The sequence below is a fragment of the Arthrobacter sp. SLBN-122 genome, from assembly GCF_006715165.1.
Taxonomy (GTDB): Bacteria; Actinomycetota; Actinomycetes; order Actinomycetales; family Micrococcaceae; genus Arthrobacter.
In genome coordinates this window covers 4,224,588-4,240,592 of record NZ_VFMS01000001.1, presented here as the reverse complement: position 1 = coordinate 4,240,592, position 16,005 = coordinate 4,224,588, and the positions used below count along the sequence as shown (strand labels likewise).

General features: G+C 65.4%; 17 protein-coding genes. 11 read left to right on the top strand and 6 right to left on the bottom strand.

What is annotated here, in order from left to right; all coding sequences use genetic code 11:
• Positions 1–20: 20 nt before the first annotated feature.
• On the bottom strand, positions 21–914 hold the full coding sequence (locus tag FBY36_RS19450) for a glucose 1-dehydrogenase (protein ID WP_142122078.1): 894 nt from the start codon (positions 912–914) through the stop codon (positions 21–23).
• Between the two features lie 153 nt (positions 915–1,067).
• Complete coding sequence (locus tag FBY36_RS19445) at positions 1,068–1,574, bottom strand: metallophosphoesterase family protein (RefSeq protein WP_142122076.1); 507 nt, start codon at positions 1,572–1,574, stop codon at positions 1,068–1,070.
• A gap of 73 nt (positions 1,575–1,647) precedes the next feature.
• Between FBY36_RS19445 and FBY36_RS19440 the strand changes: the two genes are divergently transcribed.
• The 3 genes from FBY36_RS19440 (at position 1,648) to FBY36_RS19430 (ending at position 4,655) form a co-directional block, all read left to right on the top strand.
• Positions 1,648–1,839: a DUF1918 domain-containing protein gene (locus tag FBY36_RS19440; RefSeq protein WP_142122074.1), complete on the top strand. Its 192-nt coding sequence runs from the start codon at positions 1,648–1,650 to the stop codon at positions 1,837–1,839.
• A 66-nt stretch (positions 1,840–1,905) separates the two neighbouring features.
• Complete coding sequence (locus tag FBY36_RS19435) at positions 1,906–2,421, top strand: NUDIX domain-containing protein (protein ID WP_142122072.1); 516 nt, start codon at positions 1,906–1,908, stop codon at positions 2,419–2,421.
• A gap of 494 nt (positions 2,422–2,915) precedes the next feature.
• Positions 2,916–4,655 carry a glycosyltransferase gene (locus tag FBY36_RS19430; protein WP_235008899.1) on the top strand — a complete coding sequence of 580 codons (1,740 nt, stop codon included), beginning with the start codon at positions 2,916–2,918 and terminating at the stop codon, positions 4,653–4,655.
• A gap of 45 nt (positions 4,656–4,700) precedes the next feature.
• Here the strand turns inward: FBY36_RS19430 and FBY36_RS19425 are convergent, their stop codons facing one another.
• Entirely contained in the window at positions 4,701–5,378 is a 678-nt protein-coding gene (locus tag FBY36_RS19425) for an endonuclease/exonuclease/phosphatase family protein (protein WP_056336513.1), read from the bottom strand.
• A gap of 159 nt (positions 5,379–5,537) precedes the next feature.
• Between FBY36_RS19425 and FBY36_RS19420 the strand changes: the two genes are divergently transcribed.
• The 4 genes from FBY36_RS19420 to FBY36_RS19405 all read left to right on the top strand — a co-directional run bounded on the left by FBY36_RS19420 (position 5,538) and on the right by FBY36_RS19405 (position 9,547).
• Positions 5,538–6,341: a thioesterase family protein gene (locus tag FBY36_RS19420; protein ID WP_142122070.1), complete on the top strand. Its 804-nt coding sequence runs from the start codon at positions 5,538–5,540 to the stop codon at positions 6,339–6,341.
• A 128-nt stretch (positions 6,342–6,469) separates the two neighbouring features.
• Positions 6,470–7,012, top strand: coding sequence for a PadR family transcriptional regulator (locus FBY36_RS19415; RefSeq protein ID WP_142122068.1), 543 nt, complete (start codon positions 6,470–6,472; stop codon positions 7,010–7,012).
• Positions 7,013–7,016: 4 nt separating this feature from the next.
• Entirely contained in the window at positions 7,017–8,729 is a 1,713-nt protein-coding gene (locus tag FBY36_RS19410) for an ABC1 kinase family protein (protein ID WP_142122066.1), read from the top strand.
• A 68-nt stretch (positions 8,730–8,797) separates the two neighbouring features.
• Complete coding sequence (locus tag FBY36_RS19405) at positions 8,798–9,547, top strand: lipoate--protein ligase family protein (protein WP_142122064.1); 750 nt, start codon at positions 8,798–8,800, stop codon at positions 9,545–9,547.
• A 40-nt stretch (positions 9,548–9,587) separates the two neighbouring features.
• Here the strand turns inward: FBY36_RS19405 and FBY36_RS19400 are convergent, their stop codons facing one another.
• A complete protein-coding gene (locus tag FBY36_RS19400; protein ID WP_056336530.1) occupies positions 9,588–9,845 on the bottom strand; it encodes a mycoredoxin in 258 nt (85 codons plus the stop codon).
• 133 nt (positions 9,846–9,978) lie between these two features.
• Here FBY36_RS19400 and FBY36_RS19395 point away from each other — a divergent pair, with 133 nt between their 5' ends.
• Positions 9,979–10,740, top strand: coding sequence for an SOS response-associated peptidase (locus tag FBY36_RS19395; RefSeq protein WP_142122062.1), 762 nt, complete (start codon positions 9,979–9,981; stop codon positions 10,738–10,740).
• 27 nt (positions 10,741–10,767) lie between these two features.
• Here the strand turns inward: FBY36_RS19395 and FBY36_RS19390 are convergent, their stop codons facing one another.
• Positions 10,768–11,190, bottom strand: a complete 423-nt coding sequence (locus FBY36_RS19390; protein WP_142122060.1) for a VOC family protein — start codon at positions 11,188–11,190, stop codon at positions 10,768–10,770.
• A gap of 16 nt (positions 11,191–11,206) precedes the next feature.
• On the opposite strand from FBY36_RS19390, the gene FBY36_RS19385 reads away from it, so the two are divergent.
• The gene (locus FBY36_RS19385) at positions 11,207–11,530 is read left to right on the top strand and encodes a chorismate mutase (protein ID WP_082566821.1); all 324 of its coding nucleotides are present in this window, start codon (positions 11,207–11,209) and stop codon (positions 11,528–11,530) included.
• A gap of 24 nt (positions 11,531–11,554) precedes the next feature.
• Here FBY36_RS19385 and FBY36_RS19380 read toward each other — a convergent pair whose 3' ends face one another.
• On the bottom strand, positions 11,555–11,944 hold the full coding sequence (locus FBY36_RS19380; RefSeq protein WP_056336538.1) for a hypothetical protein: 390 nt from the start codon (positions 11,942–11,944) through the stop codon (positions 11,555–11,557).
• Positions 11,945–12,074: 130 nt separating this feature from the next.
• On the opposite strand from FBY36_RS19380, the gene FBY36_RS19375 reads away from it, so the two are divergent.
• Complete coding sequence (locus FBY36_RS19375) at positions 12,075–12,431, top strand: DUF6504 family protein (RefSeq protein ID WP_142122059.1); 357 nt, start codon at positions 12,075–12,077, stop codon at positions 12,429–12,431.
• Between the two features lie 12 nt (positions 12,432–12,443).
• On the top strand, positions 12,444–15,935 hold the full coding sequence (locus FBY36_RS19370; RefSeq protein ID WP_142122057.1) for a DNA polymerase III subunit alpha: 3,492 nt from the start codon (positions 12,444–12,446) through the stop codon (positions 15,933–15,935).
• Positions 15,936–16,005 lie beyond the last annotated feature (70 nt).

The following is a 16,005-nucleotide window of genomic DNA, read 5'->3' as shown; positions in this document are numbered from 1 at the left end:
CGGGGCCGCCGGGGGAGCTGTTAAGGAGTGGGGCTGCCTCCGTTGACGTTCAGCGTTTCGCCCACCACGAAGCTGGACTCCGGGGACGCCAGGAAGACGTAGGCGGGGGCCAGCTCGGCAGGCTGGCCGGCACGGCCCAGCGGCGTGGACTGGCCGAACTCCGGCAGCTGCTCCTTGGGCTGGCCGCTGCTGACCTGCAGGGGAGTCCAAATCGGACCGGGAGCCACAGCGTTTACCCGGATGCCCTTGGGTGCCAGCTGCTGGGCCACGCCCTTGGTGAAGTTGTTGATGCTCGCCTTGGTGGTGGCGTAGTCCACCAGGGTGGGGGATGGGTTGTAGGCCTGGATGGACGTGGTGTTGATGATCGTGGAACCTGCGGGCATGTGCGGCACGGCGGCCTTGGTCACCCAGAACATCGCGTAGACGTTGGTCTTCAGGGTGTGGTCGAACTGCTCGTCGGTAATGTCCTGCAGGTCCTCCTGGGCCACCTGCTTCCCGGCGTTGTTGACCAGGATGTCCACTCCGCCCAGGACGGCCAGCGCCGTGTCCACCAGGTCGCGGCACGCGGCGGAGTCCTTGAGGTCACCGGGCACCTTGACGGCCTTGCGGCCGGCCGCTTCGATGATTCCGGCGATGCGCGAGGCATCCTCTTCTTCCTGCGGCAGGTAGGAAAGGACGACGTCGGCGCCTTCCCGCGCAAAGGCGATCGCCGTCGCAGCCCCGATGCCGGAGTCCGCCCCGGTCACGATGGCCCGGCGGCCTTCCAGCCGGCCGGTGCCGCGGTAGGTTTCCTCGCCAAGGTCGGCCTTGGGCTCCAGTTCGGCATCAAGGCCCGGCTCGGGCTGGTGCTGCTTGGGCGGGGAGATTGTTTCGTAGGCAGTCACGGGATTACGGAAGGTGTACTGGTCAGTCATGGTGGTCCTCCTGTTCGTGCGGACGCGGGCGGTTTCGTCGCCCCGGAAACTGAAGCAGGTTGCGGTTTGCGCCGTGACGGGGGCAAAAAGCTAAGCATGCTTACGGTTCCTAGCCTAGGCAAGACTCTGTTTCCTGCCAAGCGGCTGGGCTGCTCAGCCGCGCTCAACTTCCACCAGCCGCACCTCCGCCAACTGCCCGGCGTCAACCGTGGCCTGCATGAAGGTGCACGCAGGCTGGCGGCGGCGGTCCGTGGGTGAGCCGGGGTTCAGCAGCCGCAGCCCTTTCGGCGACACCGTGTCCCAGGGAATATGGCTGTGGCCGAACACCAGGACATCGGCAGCCGGGTAGAGCGCCTGGCACCGCAGTTCCCGGCCCTTGGCCGGGCCCGTCTCGTGGACCATCGCAAAGCGGACCCCGCCGAGGGTGGCGGTGGCGGTTTCGGGCAGGCGGCGGCGCAGTTCCGGGCCGTCATTGTTGCCATAAACACCCAGGCACCGCTTGCTGCGGCGCTCGAATTCGTCCAGCAGCGCCGCCTCCACCCAGTCGCCGGCGTGGAACACCACGTCGGCATTGTCCACGGCGTCCCACACTTGCCCGGGCAGGTTCCGGGCGCGTTTGGGCACGTGGGTATCGGCAAGCAGGACCAGGTTCAACGCCATACCGGAATCCTGCCATGGGACCCTGTTCGCGTGCGGTCATGAGTCGTAATCTGGGGGCTTGGAGGTGATGGCCATGGAGGCAGCCCAAGGCGACCGCATCGTGGTGCATGGAAGGACCGTGGGGTCCTCGGACCGGCACGGGGTGATCCTGGAAGTCCGTGGCGAGGGGGGCAGCCCACCCTACGTTGTCCGCTTCGACGACGGGCACGAAACGGTCATGTACCCCGGCGGCGATTTCGCCGTCGACCACGGGCACAAGACCTGACGGTCCGGCGTACACCTGCCGGTGCTTCTCTTCACCTGTCCTTGCCTCACCTGTCAGACTGGAGCAATGGATTTCTTCCCGTCCGCCAGCACGTCCTCCACTCCGCCGCCCCGCACGGGTCCCCGCGACCCGGGCGATGCCTGGGTGGAAGGGGAGCGCGGCAGGTACTGGGGCAGGTTCGGCGCAGCCGGCGTCCTGGCCTACGACCCCGCAAAAGGCGTGCTGCTGCAGCACCGTGCCGTCTGGAGCCACAACGGTGGAACCTGGGGACTGCCGGGCGGGGCACTGCACGAGGGCGAGGAGCCGGTGGACGGCGCCCTCCGCGAAGCCTACGAGGAGGCTGCCGTCCCGTCCGAAAGCGTGGAGGTGCTGTTCACCTCGGTGCTGGACCACGGCTACTGGTCCTACACCACGGTGGTAGTGCGGGTGCGGGAATCCTTCGAACCCGTCATCAGCGATCCTGAAAGCATCGCCCTGCTGTGGATCCCGGTGGCCGAGGTGGACTCCCTGGAGCTGCACCCCGGATTTGCGGCTTCCTGGCCGGACCTGCTGGCGAGGCTGGATACCGACGCGTCCTGGTAGGCCGGCAGCGTCGTCCCAGGCAGCGTCTTCCCGGGCAGCGTCCGCTTTCCTCCGCCGGTACCCCCTTGATCCAGGTTAGGTTGGGGGCGAAATTAGGTACACATTACGGGTGCTTCCGGTATGCCCAGGCCGTATGCTCCATGCAACGGCGGGGTCGAGGCTGCTGAATTGCCGGGCAGGTGACTCCACAATCCCACCGCAGCAGCTTGACGTTTCGCATTTTAGGGCCATGTCCCTTTGGCTGAACATGGATCCGTGCAATGAAGCAAGGTTGGTGAGCCAGTTGTCTGTTCCTCCCCTGTCACGCAGTGCAACTTCAAGACCAGGAGCCCCGGTACGCGGGCGGCGTGAGGACCATGGTGCCTCGCTCTGCCGGTAGTGCCTTCGCCCGGTTCCGGGGGAGCCGGGCCCAGGATGGCGGGCGTGTTCCGGTGCCGCAGGCAGAAGACACAATAGCCGGCGCAGTTGATGAACGCGACCGCAACGACGGAGTCGTGAGGCCCCGCGACCTGGGGTTCGCACTGGCAGGCGCCGTGTCGTTGGTGCTCACCGCGGGGACGGCTTCCACCGTGTCCGTGCCCGTCGAAAGCGATCTCGGCCTCGTCGCCGTACTGCCCTACCCGTACTGGGCAGGGCTTGCACTTCTTAACATCACCTTCGTCATGGCGTTGCGGGGGGATGCCCGGGGCCCGGCGAGCCGGCCGGTCATGCTGTGGCTCCTCGCGGTTCTTGTGGTGGAGCTGTTTGGGACCGCAGCGTTTGTCACAGATATACCCCGGGGCGAAGTAGCCTTCCGGCATCTTGGGATTGCCGACGCGCTTTCGAGCACAAAGGTGATCGATCCGGACATCGACGCGTATTTCAACTGGCCTGGATTCTTTGCCCTCCTGGCCACGGTCATCAAGGCAACAGGGCTCGAACCGGTGAGCATAGCCCTGTGGGCTCCGGTGCTTGACGTAGGTTTGTGGCTCGCCGCCCTGGGAGTTCTGACACGGTCCCTGACGGCTGATCCGCGGCGGCTCTGGCTTGTGCTCTGGCTTTTCTGCCTCGGTAACTGGCAGGACCAGGACTACCTGTCTCCCCAGGCCTTCGCCTTCTTCCTGTACCTCGTCGTGATCGCCCTGCTCGTGGGCCCGTTGGCGGCACACCCCGGTACGTTCCGCGGCTTCCGGCCCGCTGATCTGGCGCTTTGGTGGCGGGGGAGGTCGCCCCGGGAACACCGGCCACAGCACCGGGTGTGCGCATTCGTCGTCGCCCTCCTGCTTGTCACGGTCATCTGTGCAAGCCACCAGCTGACGCCCTTCATGATGCTCATTGCCATGACCGCGCTCAGCCTCAGCGGACGTGTCTGGACCACCCGGCTGCCCCTGATCACGGCCGTGGTGCTTGCGCTCTGGCTGGTTTACCCCGCCAGTGCCTATCTCATCGGACATCCGCCCCTTGAGGACGCAGGATTCCAGGGTGCGATTGCGGCGAACGTGGTCGACCGCGTGACCGGGACGCCGGGCCACTCGCTCGTGGTGAAGGTCCGGATGATCCTGACCGTCGTCCTGTGGGCCCTTGCCGCGGCAGGGGCGGTACGCGACTGGCGCAGAAAGCGGCTCGACATCCGGGTGGTCCTCCTTGCCCTCACGCCGCTGCTGCTCTTCCCGATGCAGTCATACGGCGGAGAAATGCTCATCCGCGTCTCGTTGTTCGCGCTGCCCTTCATCGCCCTGCAGGCCTCTTCGGTCCTGCTGCCAAAGGACGGCGCCATACGCATTCCGTTCCTGGCCGTGATGGGCCTCATTCCCGCCTTCCTGCTGCTGTCCGTCCTGATCGAGACCAGCAGGTTCGGGAACACAAAGTTCGACATATTCACTGACAGCGAGACGGCCGCCGTCGCCGAAGTCGAGCGGCTCGCGCCTCATGGTGCGGCGATCATTTCCGCGGCCCACCCCACGCCGTGGCGAAGCGACGCCTACCTGGAACACCGGTACCGCACCATGGACGAGTTGTGCCGGCGGGACCTGTCAGCGGCGACGTGCGGCCCAATCTTCTACAACTACGCCCGCCACAACCCTGCGGGTGGCTTCGTGCTGCTCATGCGGTCAACGGAGGCAAGCCTTGAGCTCCAAGGCCAGAGCACACCGGGCAACTATGCAGAACTGGAAGACTGGCTGAAGGCCCAGGACGGCGTGGAGCTCGTGTTTACCAACACCGACGCACGCATTTACCGGTTACCGACGCCGTGAGTACCCGCGCCAAGCCTGTGCGTCCTCCGGAGACTGCGTTCCGGGCTAGTAGCCCTCGCCGTACTCCGCGGTCACGAGGATGGGCAGGTGGTCGGAGTTGCCGCGCGGCAGGGTTTCCACGCTGGCGATATCCAGGCCAAGTGACGTGGCGAAGTCGAAATGGCCCTTGAACACCTTGTACCGGGTGTAGGTCCGCCTGTTGCTCAGCGAGAGGGCATACCCCGAGTTCTTCATGTGCATGTCCAGGTTCTTGGTGAAGAACGGGTAGTTGAAGTCGCCCACCATCAGCGTCATCAGGCCCTTGCCCATGCTCAGCAGTTCGGCATGCGCTGCATGGATCTGCTTCCTGCGCAGCGAGTTTGAGGCCGTCAGCGGGGCTGCGTGGAATGAGCCGATCACCAGTTCATGCTGGGTTTCGTTGTCCATGACCCGCGTTCCAATGAGGCGCTCATGGGCCGGGGCCAGGACCCGGTCATGCATGGATTTCTTCAAGGCAAAGGATTGCGTGTCCAGTGCGGTGAAGCGGCTGGTCCGGTAATAGATGGCAAGCCCCAGCCGGTTGCCCTTGGTGACATCTGCCAAATGCAGGGGGCCAAGGGTCTCCGGAAGGTCGCTGGAATCCACTTCCTGGAGACAGAGAGCATCGATGTCATGGTTCCTGGCCAGGGCGAGAAGCTCGCCGCTGGCCTTGTGCTTGCGGAGGTTGTAGCTGATGACGCGCATGGAACCTCTTTTGAGGGTTGCTGACAGGACCAGTTCCTTACTCTAGTCCGATTGCCCGCCGCACCCTCCAACATTTCGTTGCCTGCTGCAGCGCGTCCTCCACGGCCGGCTCGGGATAGAGTTACTGGCAATTCACTGACTTTCCGTAAGGGGCCAGCCTTGACTGCAGACCTGCCCGAGCTCGCCGAAGGCAATTTCTACTACCAGGAACTCGGCGATGGCCGGTTCCGGTCCACCATCCATGCCCAGGGTGCCTGGAACGTCCACGAACAGCACATGGCTCCCGCTTCGGGGCTCATGGCAGATGTGCTGGAACGGCACCAGCCGCGTGAGGAAATGCGGATGGGCCGGATCAGCTATGAAATCCTTGGGCTGATCCCGGGCGGCGAGTTCCGTATCGACACCACCACGCTGCGCCCCGGCAGGACCATCGAGCTGGTGCAGGCGGAGCTGGTGGCGGGGGGCCGCACCGCGATCCGCGCCACGGGGTGGCGGCTGCAGACCAGTGACACCGCGGAGGTGGCCGCCATCGAGGATGCTGCAATACCCGGCCCTGACGAATGCAAGCCTTACGATGGCGCCGCCGTATGGCCGGGAGGCTACATCCGGTCCCTTGAGATGCGGGTGGCCGAGGGGCACCGTCCGGGGGCCGGAAAAGTGTGGCTCCGCACCGACCACCCCCTCACCGACCGTGCCGACAGCGGGGACTTCGCGCGGCTCATGGGCCTCGTGGACACCGCGAACGGCATCGCCGCCCGCGTGCCGCCGGGCAAGGACAGCTACTCGTTCCCCAACCTGGACCTGCAGATCCACATGTACCGCCGGCCGGAGGGCGAATGGCTGGGACTGGACAACGCGGTGTCGTTTGGCCGCGACGGAATCGGTCTCACGTCCACCGTCCTGCACGACCGGCAGGGCCCATTCGGGCGGGCTGAACAGATCCTGACGCTGCGCAAGTCCTGACGCTGGCTGAATCCTGATTCGCAGATCCTGCCACTGCCGCCGTCTGTGCCTTTGTCCCCGGCTATGGCGCACGGCATATATCGCTGAGTATCGTTGTATATCGTTCGCGATCGGCAAAGGAGTTCATCATGCGTGCTTCACACCCTGTGGGGGGATTCGGCGGGAACAACCTGGACGGCATGTGGCAGGCCGTGGAGGAGCTGCGCTCCCGGTTTGAAAAGCGGGTTGGAACCCGTGCCGGGAAAGGCGAGGTGCGGGCAGCGGTGCTGGCCCTCCTCGCGGAACGGCCGATGCACGGCTACCAGATCATCCGGGAGATCGAGGAGCGCAGCGGCGGCAGCTGGAAGCCGAGCGCAGGTTCCGTCTATCCCACCCTGCAGCTGCTGGCCGATGAAGGATCCATCAGCGCCGAGGAATCCAACGGGCGGAAGATCTACTCGTTGACCGAGGCCGGCCGCGAGGAGGTGGCGGCCCAGCATGGATCTGCGCCTTGGGACCCCGCGGCTGCCATGGGCGGCGGCGGGATCGGGTCCCTCCCCAAGGCCGGGATTGAACTGGCGCAGGCGGCTGCGCAGGTAGGCCGGACAGGCTCACCCGAACAGGTGCAGCAGGCAGTGGCGGTATTGGACGAGGCCCGCCGGCGGCTCTACTCCATCCTCGCCCAGGACTGAAGGGGTGTCCTCGATCGTCCATGCCAGGGCGGACCCGCCACCGGCGGTACGGGAGCACCGCGGGCGCTACCGGCGGATCCTGCGCTTCGCCGCCGCGAACCTTGCAGCCACGTGGTGGTTCGAGCTGTTCCTGCCGCGGATCGGTCTTGGCGGGGTCGCCGCCCGGACGCGTTCCCGGCGGATGCAGCGCTTTGCCCGGCGGTTCCATGACCTGGCCGTGGAGCTCGGCGGCCTGATGATCAAGGTGGGCCAGTTCCTGTCCTCCAGGCTTGACGTCCTGCCTCCGGAGATCACGAAGGAGCTCGAAGGGCTGCAGGATGAAGTGCCGCCGGTAGCCTTCCCGGGAATCGCTGCCCTGGCGGGAAGGGAACTGGGCGCGCCCCCGGACCGGGTATTCGCCTCGGTGGACGAGTCGCCGATTGCAGCCGCTTCGCTGGGCCAGGCCCACCGGGCGCGACTGAGCCCCCTGGACGCCGGGGACACGGGCCTGGATGCCGTGGTCCTGAAGGTGCAACGTCCCGGCATCGGTGCCATTGTCGACGTCGACCTGGCCGCGCTGCGGAAGGTGGCCGGCTGGCTCAGCCACATCCGGCTTGTCTCCCGCCGCGCCGACATGCGCGCCCTGGTGGAGGAATTCGCACAGATCAGCCTGCAGGAGATTGACTACCTGCACGAGGCCGTCAACGCCGAGCGCTTCGCGGCCGATTTTGCCGGTGATGACCGGGTGGCTGTACCGGAAGTTGTCTGGGAGCGGACAACCCGCCGTGTGCTGACACTCGAGGACGTTACGGCGATCAAGATCACCGATGTCCGCGCACTCCGGGCTGCCGGCATCGACCCCGCCGCGGTTGCCCCGGTCTTCGCCGCGATCATGTTCGACCAGCTGTTCACCAACGGCTTCTTCCACGCCGACCCGCACCCGGGGAACATTTTCGTCACCCCGGCCCCTGCGGGCACAGGCGGACTTCCCTGGAAACTGACGTTCATCGACTTCGGCATGATGGGCGAGGTTACTGCCTCCACGCGCAGCGGACTCCGGAAGCTGCTGATCGCCGCAGCCGCCCGCGACGGCAAGGGACTGGTGGCGGCGATCAATGACGTGGGCGTCCTGATGCCCTCAGCGGACAGCATCGGCCTGGAACGCGCCATGACTCAGCTTTTTGCCCGCTTCGGCGGCATGGGCTTTGCCGAGCTCCGCGAAGTCGACCCCCGGGAGTTCCGCGATTTCGCCGTGGAGTTCGGGGATGTGGTCCGCTCGCTGCCGTTCCAGCTGCCGGAGAATTTCCTCCTGATCATCCGTGCCATGTCCCTGACATCCGGGGTGTGCAGTGCACTGGATGAACGCTTCAACCTCTGGGACTCGGTGGAGCCCTATGCGGCGCAGCTGCTGCGCAATGAGCGCGGCAACCTTGTCCAGGACGTGGCCCGGCAGGCGGTGGACGCCGCCGGTGTGGCTCTCCGCCTGCCAGGCCGGCTGGATGCCCTGGCCGGCCGGCTTGAAGAGGGATCGCTGCAGGTGGCCGTTCCGCGCCTGGAGCGGCAGGCAGCACGGCTGGAACGGGCGGGAAGGCGGATCGGCTCCGCCGTGGTTTTCGTTGGCCTGCTGGTGGCCGGCGCCATCGTCCGCGCCGACGACCTGGCATTCGGCAACGTGCTGATGGCCACATCATCCCTTCCCCTGCTGCACGCCCTGTGGGCGGGGCGCCGGGGCCTTTAAGGCCACTGCCGTCGTCGGGCGTAACCTAAGGATGGTCCGTCCGCCCTCAACCCAGGAGCTTCGCCACAATGCACCACACCGGTACTGGACTCCGCACGCTCACCGTGGTGCGGCAGGACGTGTCCCTTGGCGCGGGCCGCGACCTCGAATTCGGCCTGGAGCTGTTGGCCCGGGCCAGGGGCGGCGGCATTGGCCCCACCCTGCGGCTGTACCGCCCCGCTCCCACCGTTGCGTTCGGGCAGCGGGACACCCGCCTGCCAGGCTTCGACGCGGCAGCGCAGGCCTGCAGGGACAACGGCTTCGAACCCCTGGTCCGGCGGGCAGGCGGCCGCGCTGCCGCATACCATCAGGGCACCCTGGTGGTTGACCATATCGAACCGGACGCCGACGCCGTCGCCGGTTCCAAAGCCCGGTTCGGCTACTTTGGTGAACTGTTTGCGCAGGCGCTGCGGAGCGTCGGGGTGCAGGCGGCTGTGGGGGAAATCCCGGGGGAGTACTGTCCCGGCGAATTCAGCGTGCATGGAACGGACCCGGCGGAGAACTCCCGGCGGGTGAAACTGGTGGGTACAGCGCAGCGGGTGGTCTCCGGCGGCTGGCTCTTCAGCTCCGTCATTGTGGTGGAGGATTCCGCCCCCATCCGCAAGGTCCTTACCGACACCTATGCTGCGCTGGGCCTGGACTGGGATCCTGCCACCGCCGGCGCCGCCAACGATCTGGTCCCTGGCCTGGACGTGGCAGCCGTTGAGCAGGCCCTGCTGGAAACCTATGCGGGCCATGCCGCCCTGGAAACTGCCTCATTCAGCAGCCTGGGGGCATGACCCGCAGTGGGTTGCGGCGATGCCGCGTGTCGCGGAACGGTCAGGCAGCCAGGCGGCTCTTGACCTCGGCGGCCGACGGGTTGGTGGCCGCGGAACCGTCCGGGAACAGCACCGTGGGGACCGTGCGGTTGCCGCCGTTCAGCTGCTCCACGAGGTCGGCCGTGCCTTCCACCTCTTCGATGTTGATTTCCGTGTAGCCGATGCCCTGCGCATCCAGCTGCTTCTTGAGCCGGTTGCAGTAGCCGCACCAGGTGGTGGAGAACATGGTGATGGTGCCGGATTCGGGAGTGAAGTCCACAGGGAGCTCCTAAACGTCGCTTGAAAGGTTTCCTTACCGTCAACCGTAGCGCGGCCGGCGGTATTCCCCGGCGTTAAAGGCCCGGCGGTGGCGTTGGATGACAGTTTGTGGCGGGCGGTGGCAAGCTGGTGCCATGTGTGGACGCTACGTAATGGCACGTGCTGTGGGGGACCTCCTGGCCGAATTCGATGCCGAGCTGGAGAACGAGGTCAACATTCCGCCGTCGTGGAATGTGGCCCCCACCGATGCAGTACCCATCGTGCTGGAGCGCCTGGTTGATGACAGTGCCGCGCCCCGGCAGGTACGCCAGCTCCACGTTGCACGCTGGGGCCTGGTCCCGTCCTGGGCCAAGGATCCCGGCATCGGCTCCCGCATGATCAACGCCCGCAGCGAATCGGTGCTGGAAAAGCCGGCGTTCCGGAAGGCGGTCCAGTCCCGGCGCTGCGCCGTCCCGGCCGACGGCTACTACGAATGGAAGCAGGGCCCGGGAAAGTCGAAGCAGCCCTACTACGTGCACCCGGGCCAGGACCAGGGGGTGGTTTTTGCAGGACTTTATGAGTGGTGGAAGGACCCGTCCGTTCCCGAAGGGGATCCGGGCCGCTGGCTGCTCTCAACATCCATCCTCACGGCAGACACGCCACCGCCGGGCTCGGAGTCCACCATCTTCGGGAAGCTGACGGAGCTGCACGACCGCGTCCCCCTGCCCATGGACAGGGACACCATGGAAGCCTGGCTGGACCCGCAGGCGGATGACGCCGCCGGGCTCGTGGACCTGGTGCGGTCCGGGGTCAAGAATGCCACCGCCGACTGGACCGTGGATTCCGTCGGCAAGGAAGTGGGGAACGTCCGGAACAACGGCCCGGAACTGATCCGCCCGGTCGAAGCCCTGTTCTAGCAGCCGCCGCCGATGGCGCGGCGGGCCTCAGACGGTGACCCGGCCGGCGTCGTCCACTCCCCAGGTGGGGTTGTACGCCACCTCCCAGCGGAATCCGTCGGGGTCGGCGAAGTAGCCCGTGTAGCCGCCCCACGGCTTGGTGACCGGTTCCGCAATGATTGCAGCGCCTGCCTTCGCGGCTTCCGCCATGACCCTGTCCACCTCCCCGGGGCTTCCCACGTTGTGGCTGAGGGTGATGGAGGGGACGCCTGCGGGCGGGCCGGTGACTGCTTCGGCCTGCATCTGGCGTACGTCCCAAAGGGAGAGCACCAGGCCGTGGTTTACCTGGATGAACACCACCTCCCCGGCAACCTCCCGGTGGACCGGCCAGCCGAGCCCGTCAACGTAGAAGGCGCGCGATTGCGGAACATTGCGGACTCCGAGGGAGATAAAGTCGACTCTGGGCTCCATGCTTCGATACTGTCAGATGATGGCGACAATTCAAGGAAACGATAGGGATGCCCGGGCCGACAAGGAACAGCTCGCTGCCGTTCGGGTTGCCGTTGACGAGGTGGATGAACAGATTGTCACCCTCATCGCCCGCCGCGAACGGCTGATCAGGATCGCCGGGACGCTCAAGGGCGACGACGCCGAAGTGCGTGCCCCGGGCCGGGTGGAGCGGATCATTGAGCATGTCCGGTCCGCCGCGGAGAAAAAGGACATCGATCCGGACATCGTGGAATCAACCTACCGGGCAATGATCTCCGCGTTCATTGAACTTGAACTGCGGATCCACAACAAGAACAGCTGACATGCAGGATGGGGTGGAGGAGCCCTAAAGGGTTTCCTCCACCGGCACCCCGTGCTGGAACTCCCGTCCGTCCGCCTCGCTGAAGGCCGACAGGACATGCCCCTGCCCAAGCCCGTTCAAGGCAGTGAGGGGAAAGCTTCCAGTGATGCTGTTCTCCGAGTGGGACACTCCGGACAGGTCGTAGTCTTCCTCGATTCCCTGGTCCCGGTTGAACGAGTAGCAGGCAATTGCCTCCCCGTTCATGAATTCAATGCACAGCCGGCGTTGCATTGAATAGTCCGGCGAGGCTCCCATCAGGCCAACCACGTAAGCGCCGGAATCCGGGATGGCGCCGTCGATATCGAACCGTGCGACGAGGGTGGAGTCCTGCGTCTTGATGCTTGCCTGCTTCAGGAGTGCGTCATCGGTACTCATGCCATCATCCTGCTACCTGCCGCACGCTCCGTCCACCCCCGCCTATGTTTTGCCGGCCTCCCGGCGTAGACTGGATTTATTCGAATACATATTCGAATCCTTGTGAGGAAGTACGGTCCGGGAGGCGCGCGTGGGCATGTTCAGCGAGTCCGTTGACGTGGTGTGTTCCGCTGCCGGGCAGCCTGAATCCTTGACCTGGTCAGGAAAGCCGTATCTCGTCTGCGCCGAACCCGTCCGGTGGTATGAACGCCGGCAGTGGTGGGCGGAGGATACCCGGGCTCCGCTGGGAAGCGGGCCAGGCGTCGTGGACCACGAAATCTGGCGGGTCCAGGTGCAGCCTGCGCCGGCGTCCTTTCCGTTGGGTTCAGGGGAAGGCGCAGAACCGCTCACCCTTGACCTGACCCGCCATATCCGCAGTGGCCGTTGGCGGCTGCTGCGGATCCATGACGCCCTTCGCCCAAAACAGCATGACCACAGAACAGCCTGAACCCTGAACAGCATGAGCTTTACCCACCTCCACGTTTCCACGGCATTCAGTGCCCACTACGGCGTCTCCTGGCCTGAAGAGCTGGCAATGGCGGCCGCGGCCGACGGCGCAACCGCCCTGGCCTGCACCGACCGGGACGGACTGTACGGCACCATCAAGCACCTCAAGGCATGCATGGCTGCGGGCATCGACCCCATCGTGGGGGTGGACCTTGCAGTTTTTGACGACGACGGCGATCACCGCACGCAGGTAGCCGGCAGGGTGGTGGTGCTTGCACGCGGCAACAACCACGGTGCCGGGTACCGTGCGCTGTGCCGGCTGGTATCCGATGCCCACGCCAGGACCTCAGGTAAAGCCGGTGGCGCCGTGCCGGCCGCCGTCATCCGCGCTGAACTCGCCTCCCGAACCCTTGATCCCCAAACCCTCAAGCCGGTGCTGACTGTCCTGGTAGGACCGGATTCCGACGTCGGACGGGCCATGGGAGGCCGCCGTTACCTGCGCCCCCGGACCCTGTTCAGGCAGTGGCTGGATGCCATGCCCGCAGGAACTGTCGTGGCGGAAATCGTCTCCCAGCTCAGCGCTCCGGGGACTCCGTTCAGCACCGCCCATGCAGTCCGCATGCTCAGGCTCGCCGAGGAACACCGCGTACCCGCAATCCTCACCAATGCCGTCAGGTACTGCGCCGCAGACGGCGCACCAACCGCCGATGTCCTGGACTCTGCCAGGACCCTGAAGTCCCTTCCGGAACTGGCAGGGGAACCCCTCCTGCAACCCACCGGGCAGGGCTGGCTGAAAACCCCGGAACAGATGCTGGGGCTGGGAAAGGAAATCATTTCCGCTGCCGGGTATGGCGCCGCTGACCTTAAGCAGCTGATGGCTCAGACAGAGGCGCTCGCCGACCTCTGCCGGATAAATCCAGGCACCGATATGGGGTGGAAGCAGCCGGTGGTTCCTGAAGCCTCAGTGATTGGCATCAGCCAGGACCCGCACTCTGAACTGATCCAGCGCTGCCATGCAGGGATCGGCAGGCGGTTCCCGGGGATCACCGGTAAACAGGAGCAGGAGATGCTGTCCCGGCTGGAGCATGAGCTCGGCATCATCAACAACCTCGGTTTCTCCTCCTATTTCCTCACGGTGGCGGAGGTGTCCCGGATGATCCAGGACATGGGGGTCAGGGCGGCCGCCAGGGGATCCGGTGCCTCCAGCCTGGTCAATTACCTGATCGAGGTCAGCCATGTGAATCCCCTCCAGCACGACCTGATTTTCGAACGTTTCCTCTCCAACGACCGCGCCACGCTGCCGGACATAGACATCGATGTCGAGAGCGCCGAACGCCACAATGTGTACCGCAGGATCTTCGACCGGTTCGGTTCCGAGCGGGTCACCCTGATGAGCATGCAAAACGGGTACAGGGCGCGGGGTGCGGTCCGCGACGCCGGGCTGGCGCTGGGGATGGACGACGGCGAGGTGGGGGAGATCGCCAAGCAGTTGTGGCGCTTTTCCGCCCGGAAGTTCCGTGAAGCCCTGCAGGAGAAACCCGAACTCCGTGAGTTCGCCGGAAGGGTGGAGCAGCGCGACACTGACGGGAACCAGCAACTTGACCTGTTGGTGGACCTGACCGAACGGCTGGACAGGCTGCCCCGCCACATCTCCATGCACCCGTGCGGAGTGATTCTTGGCGATGCCACGCTCCTGGACCGCACCCCGGTCCAGCCAAGCGGCCTTGGGCTTCCCATGAGCCAGTTCGATAAACATGACATGGACCCCATGGGCATGCTCAAACTCGATGTCCTGGGCGTGCGCATGCAAAGCGCCATGGCCTTCGCGGTCCGGGAGATCATCCGCATCCACCCCAGCAAGGAAGAGGTGGTGGCAGCGGGAAAGCATCCGGCAGGGCCTGACGGCACAGGGCCTGACTACATCGCCGGGGACGGCCGGATCGACCTCAACGCAGTCCCCCTCGACGACGAACCCACTTATGAACTGATCAGAAGCACGCACACCCTTGGCTGCTTCCAGATCGAATCCCCGGGGCAGCGGGAACTGATTGGAAAGATGGCGCCCCGCGAGTTCAACGACCTCATCATCGATATTTCCCTGTTCCGTCCCGGACCCATGAAATCCGACATGGTTCGGCCCTTCCTGGAACACCGGCACGGTTTCGCCCCTGAGGTCTATCCCCACCCGGACCTCAAACCGGTGCTGCAGGAAACCCATGGGGTCACGGTGTTCCACGAACAGATTCTGAAGACCCTCGACATCATGACCGGCTGCGGGCTGGCCAAGGCCGACGAGTTCCGCAGGGCGTTGAGCAACGAGACCGGTGAAGCACAGGTGGAGGAGTACTTCCGGCGGAACGCCAAGGCCAGGGGGTACACCCCAGGGGTGGTGGACAAAGTATGGGGGACTTTGAAGTCCTTTGCCAGTTTCGGCTTCTGCAAGGCCCACGGTGCTGCCTTCGCCGTCCCCACCTACCAGTCCGCCTGGCTGAAAACACACCACCCTGAAGCGTTCCTTGCCGGCTTGTGGGAGCACGATCCCGGGATGTATCCCAAAAGACTGCTGGTGGCCGAAGCCCGCCGGCTGGGCATCCCCATCCTTCCCCTGGACATCAACCGGAGCAAAGCAGAATACCGGGTGGAACGGATTGATTCCGGCCGGGACGCCGGCAGGCTTGGGATACGGCTCAGCCTGAACGGCATCTATGGGCTGTCCGCTGCCGAATTGAAGCGGACAGTTGCCGGCCAGCCATATGACTCACTGGCAGATCTCCGGGCGCGCTCGCGGCTCAGCAAGCCAAGCATCCGGCGGCTCGCGCAGCTCGGAGCCTTTGACGCCCTGCACAAGGAAGCCGGGGGAGCAGCAAACAGGGCTGACCTGGTGCACCATCTGCAGCAGCTCCAGTCGGCCAACAGCGCACGGAAAGGGGTGGACGTGCTGGAAGGGCAACTGTCCCTTCCCTTGGGCGACATTGAACTGCGCAACATCAAGCCCGGGCTCCCTGCCCCCACGCTGGTGGAAAACGTCCGGGCAGAACTTGACCTCATGGCCGTGGATGTCAGCACGCACCTGATGGACAGCCACCGTCCCCTGCTTAAAAGGCTGGGCGTTACCACTGCCGATAAACTCCTCAGCCTGCGCAACGGGACAGAAGTGCTGGTGGCAGGAGTGCGGGTGGCCACCCAGACCCCACCCATGCGTGGCGGCAGGAGGGTGGTGTTCATCAGCATCGACGACGGCACAGGCTGCGTCGATTCAGTCTTCTTCCACGAGGCCCAGGAAAGTGCAGGTCCGCTCCTGTTCGGAACCCGCCTGTTGTTGATCCGCGGCACCACCCGAAGGACCGGCCCCCGGGGGATCAGCCTGAGTGCAAGCATGGCCTGGGACCTGAGCCGGACGGAGACATTGCCCTTCCCGGAGACCTTCCCGGCGGCTGCCCAGGACGGCCCGCATCCCCTGGACGGCATCAGCAGGACACTGGCCATCACCGGTTTTAACGGGTAACGGTGCTGTGTGCCGCGTTGGTCGGCCCTTACGTGAACCGATAGCATTGACGGTGGCTGGCTGTGGTCCC

What these genes read in the sequence shown, in the direction of transcription:
- FBY36_RS19390 (WP_142122060.1), bottom strand. Translation starts at nt 11,190, where the DNA reads ATGGAGCCCAGAGTCGACTTTATCTCCCTCGGAGTCCGCAATGTTCCG.
- FBY36_RS19370 (WP_142122057.1), top strand. Translation starts at nt 12,444, where the DNA reads ATGAGCTTTACCCACCTCCACGTTTCCACGGCATTCAGTGCCCACTAC.
- FBY36_RS19435 (WP_142122072.1), top strand. Translation starts at nt 1,906, where the DNA reads ATGGATTTCTTCCCGTCCGCCAGCACGTCCTCCACTCCGCCGCCCCGC.
- FBY36_RS19425 (WP_056336513.1), bottom strand. Translation starts at nt 5,378, where the DNA reads ATGCGCGTCATCAGCTACAACCTCCGCAAGCACAAGGCCAGCGGCGAG.
- FBY36_RS19440 (WP_142122074.1), top strand. Translation starts at nt 1,648, where the DNA reads ATGGAGGCAGCCCAAGGCGACCGCATCGTGGTGCATGGAAGGACCGTG.
- FBY36_RS19405 (WP_142122064.1), top strand. Translation starts at nt 8,798, where the DNA reads ATGCACCACACCGGTACTGGACTCCGCACGCTCACCGTGGTGCGGCAG.
- FBY36_RS19380 (WP_056336538.1), bottom strand. Translation starts at nt 11,944, where the DNA reads ATGAGTACCGATGACGCACTCCTGAAGCAGGCAAGCATCAAGACGCAG.
- FBY36_RS19415 (WP_142122068.1), top strand. Translation starts at nt 6,470, where the DNA reads ATGCGTGCTTCACACCCTGTGGGGGGATTCGGCGGGAACAACCTGGAC.
- FBY36_RS19395 (WP_142122062.1), top strand. Translation starts at nt 9,979, where the DNA reads ATGTGTGGACGCTACGTAATGGCACGTGCTGTGGGGGACCTCCTGGCC.
- FBY36_RS19445 (WP_142122076.1), bottom strand. Translation starts at nt 1,574, where the DNA reads ATGGCGTTGAACCTGGTCCTGCTTGCCGATACCCACGTGCCCAAACGC.
- FBY36_RS19385 (WP_082566821.1), top strand. Translation starts at nt 11,207, where the DNA reads ATGATGGCGACAATTCAAGGAAACGATAGGGATGCCCGGGCCGACAAG.
- FBY36_RS19450 (WP_142122078.1), bottom strand. Translation starts at nt 914, where the DNA reads ATGACTGACCAGTACACCTTCCGTAATCCCGTGACTGCCTACGAAACA.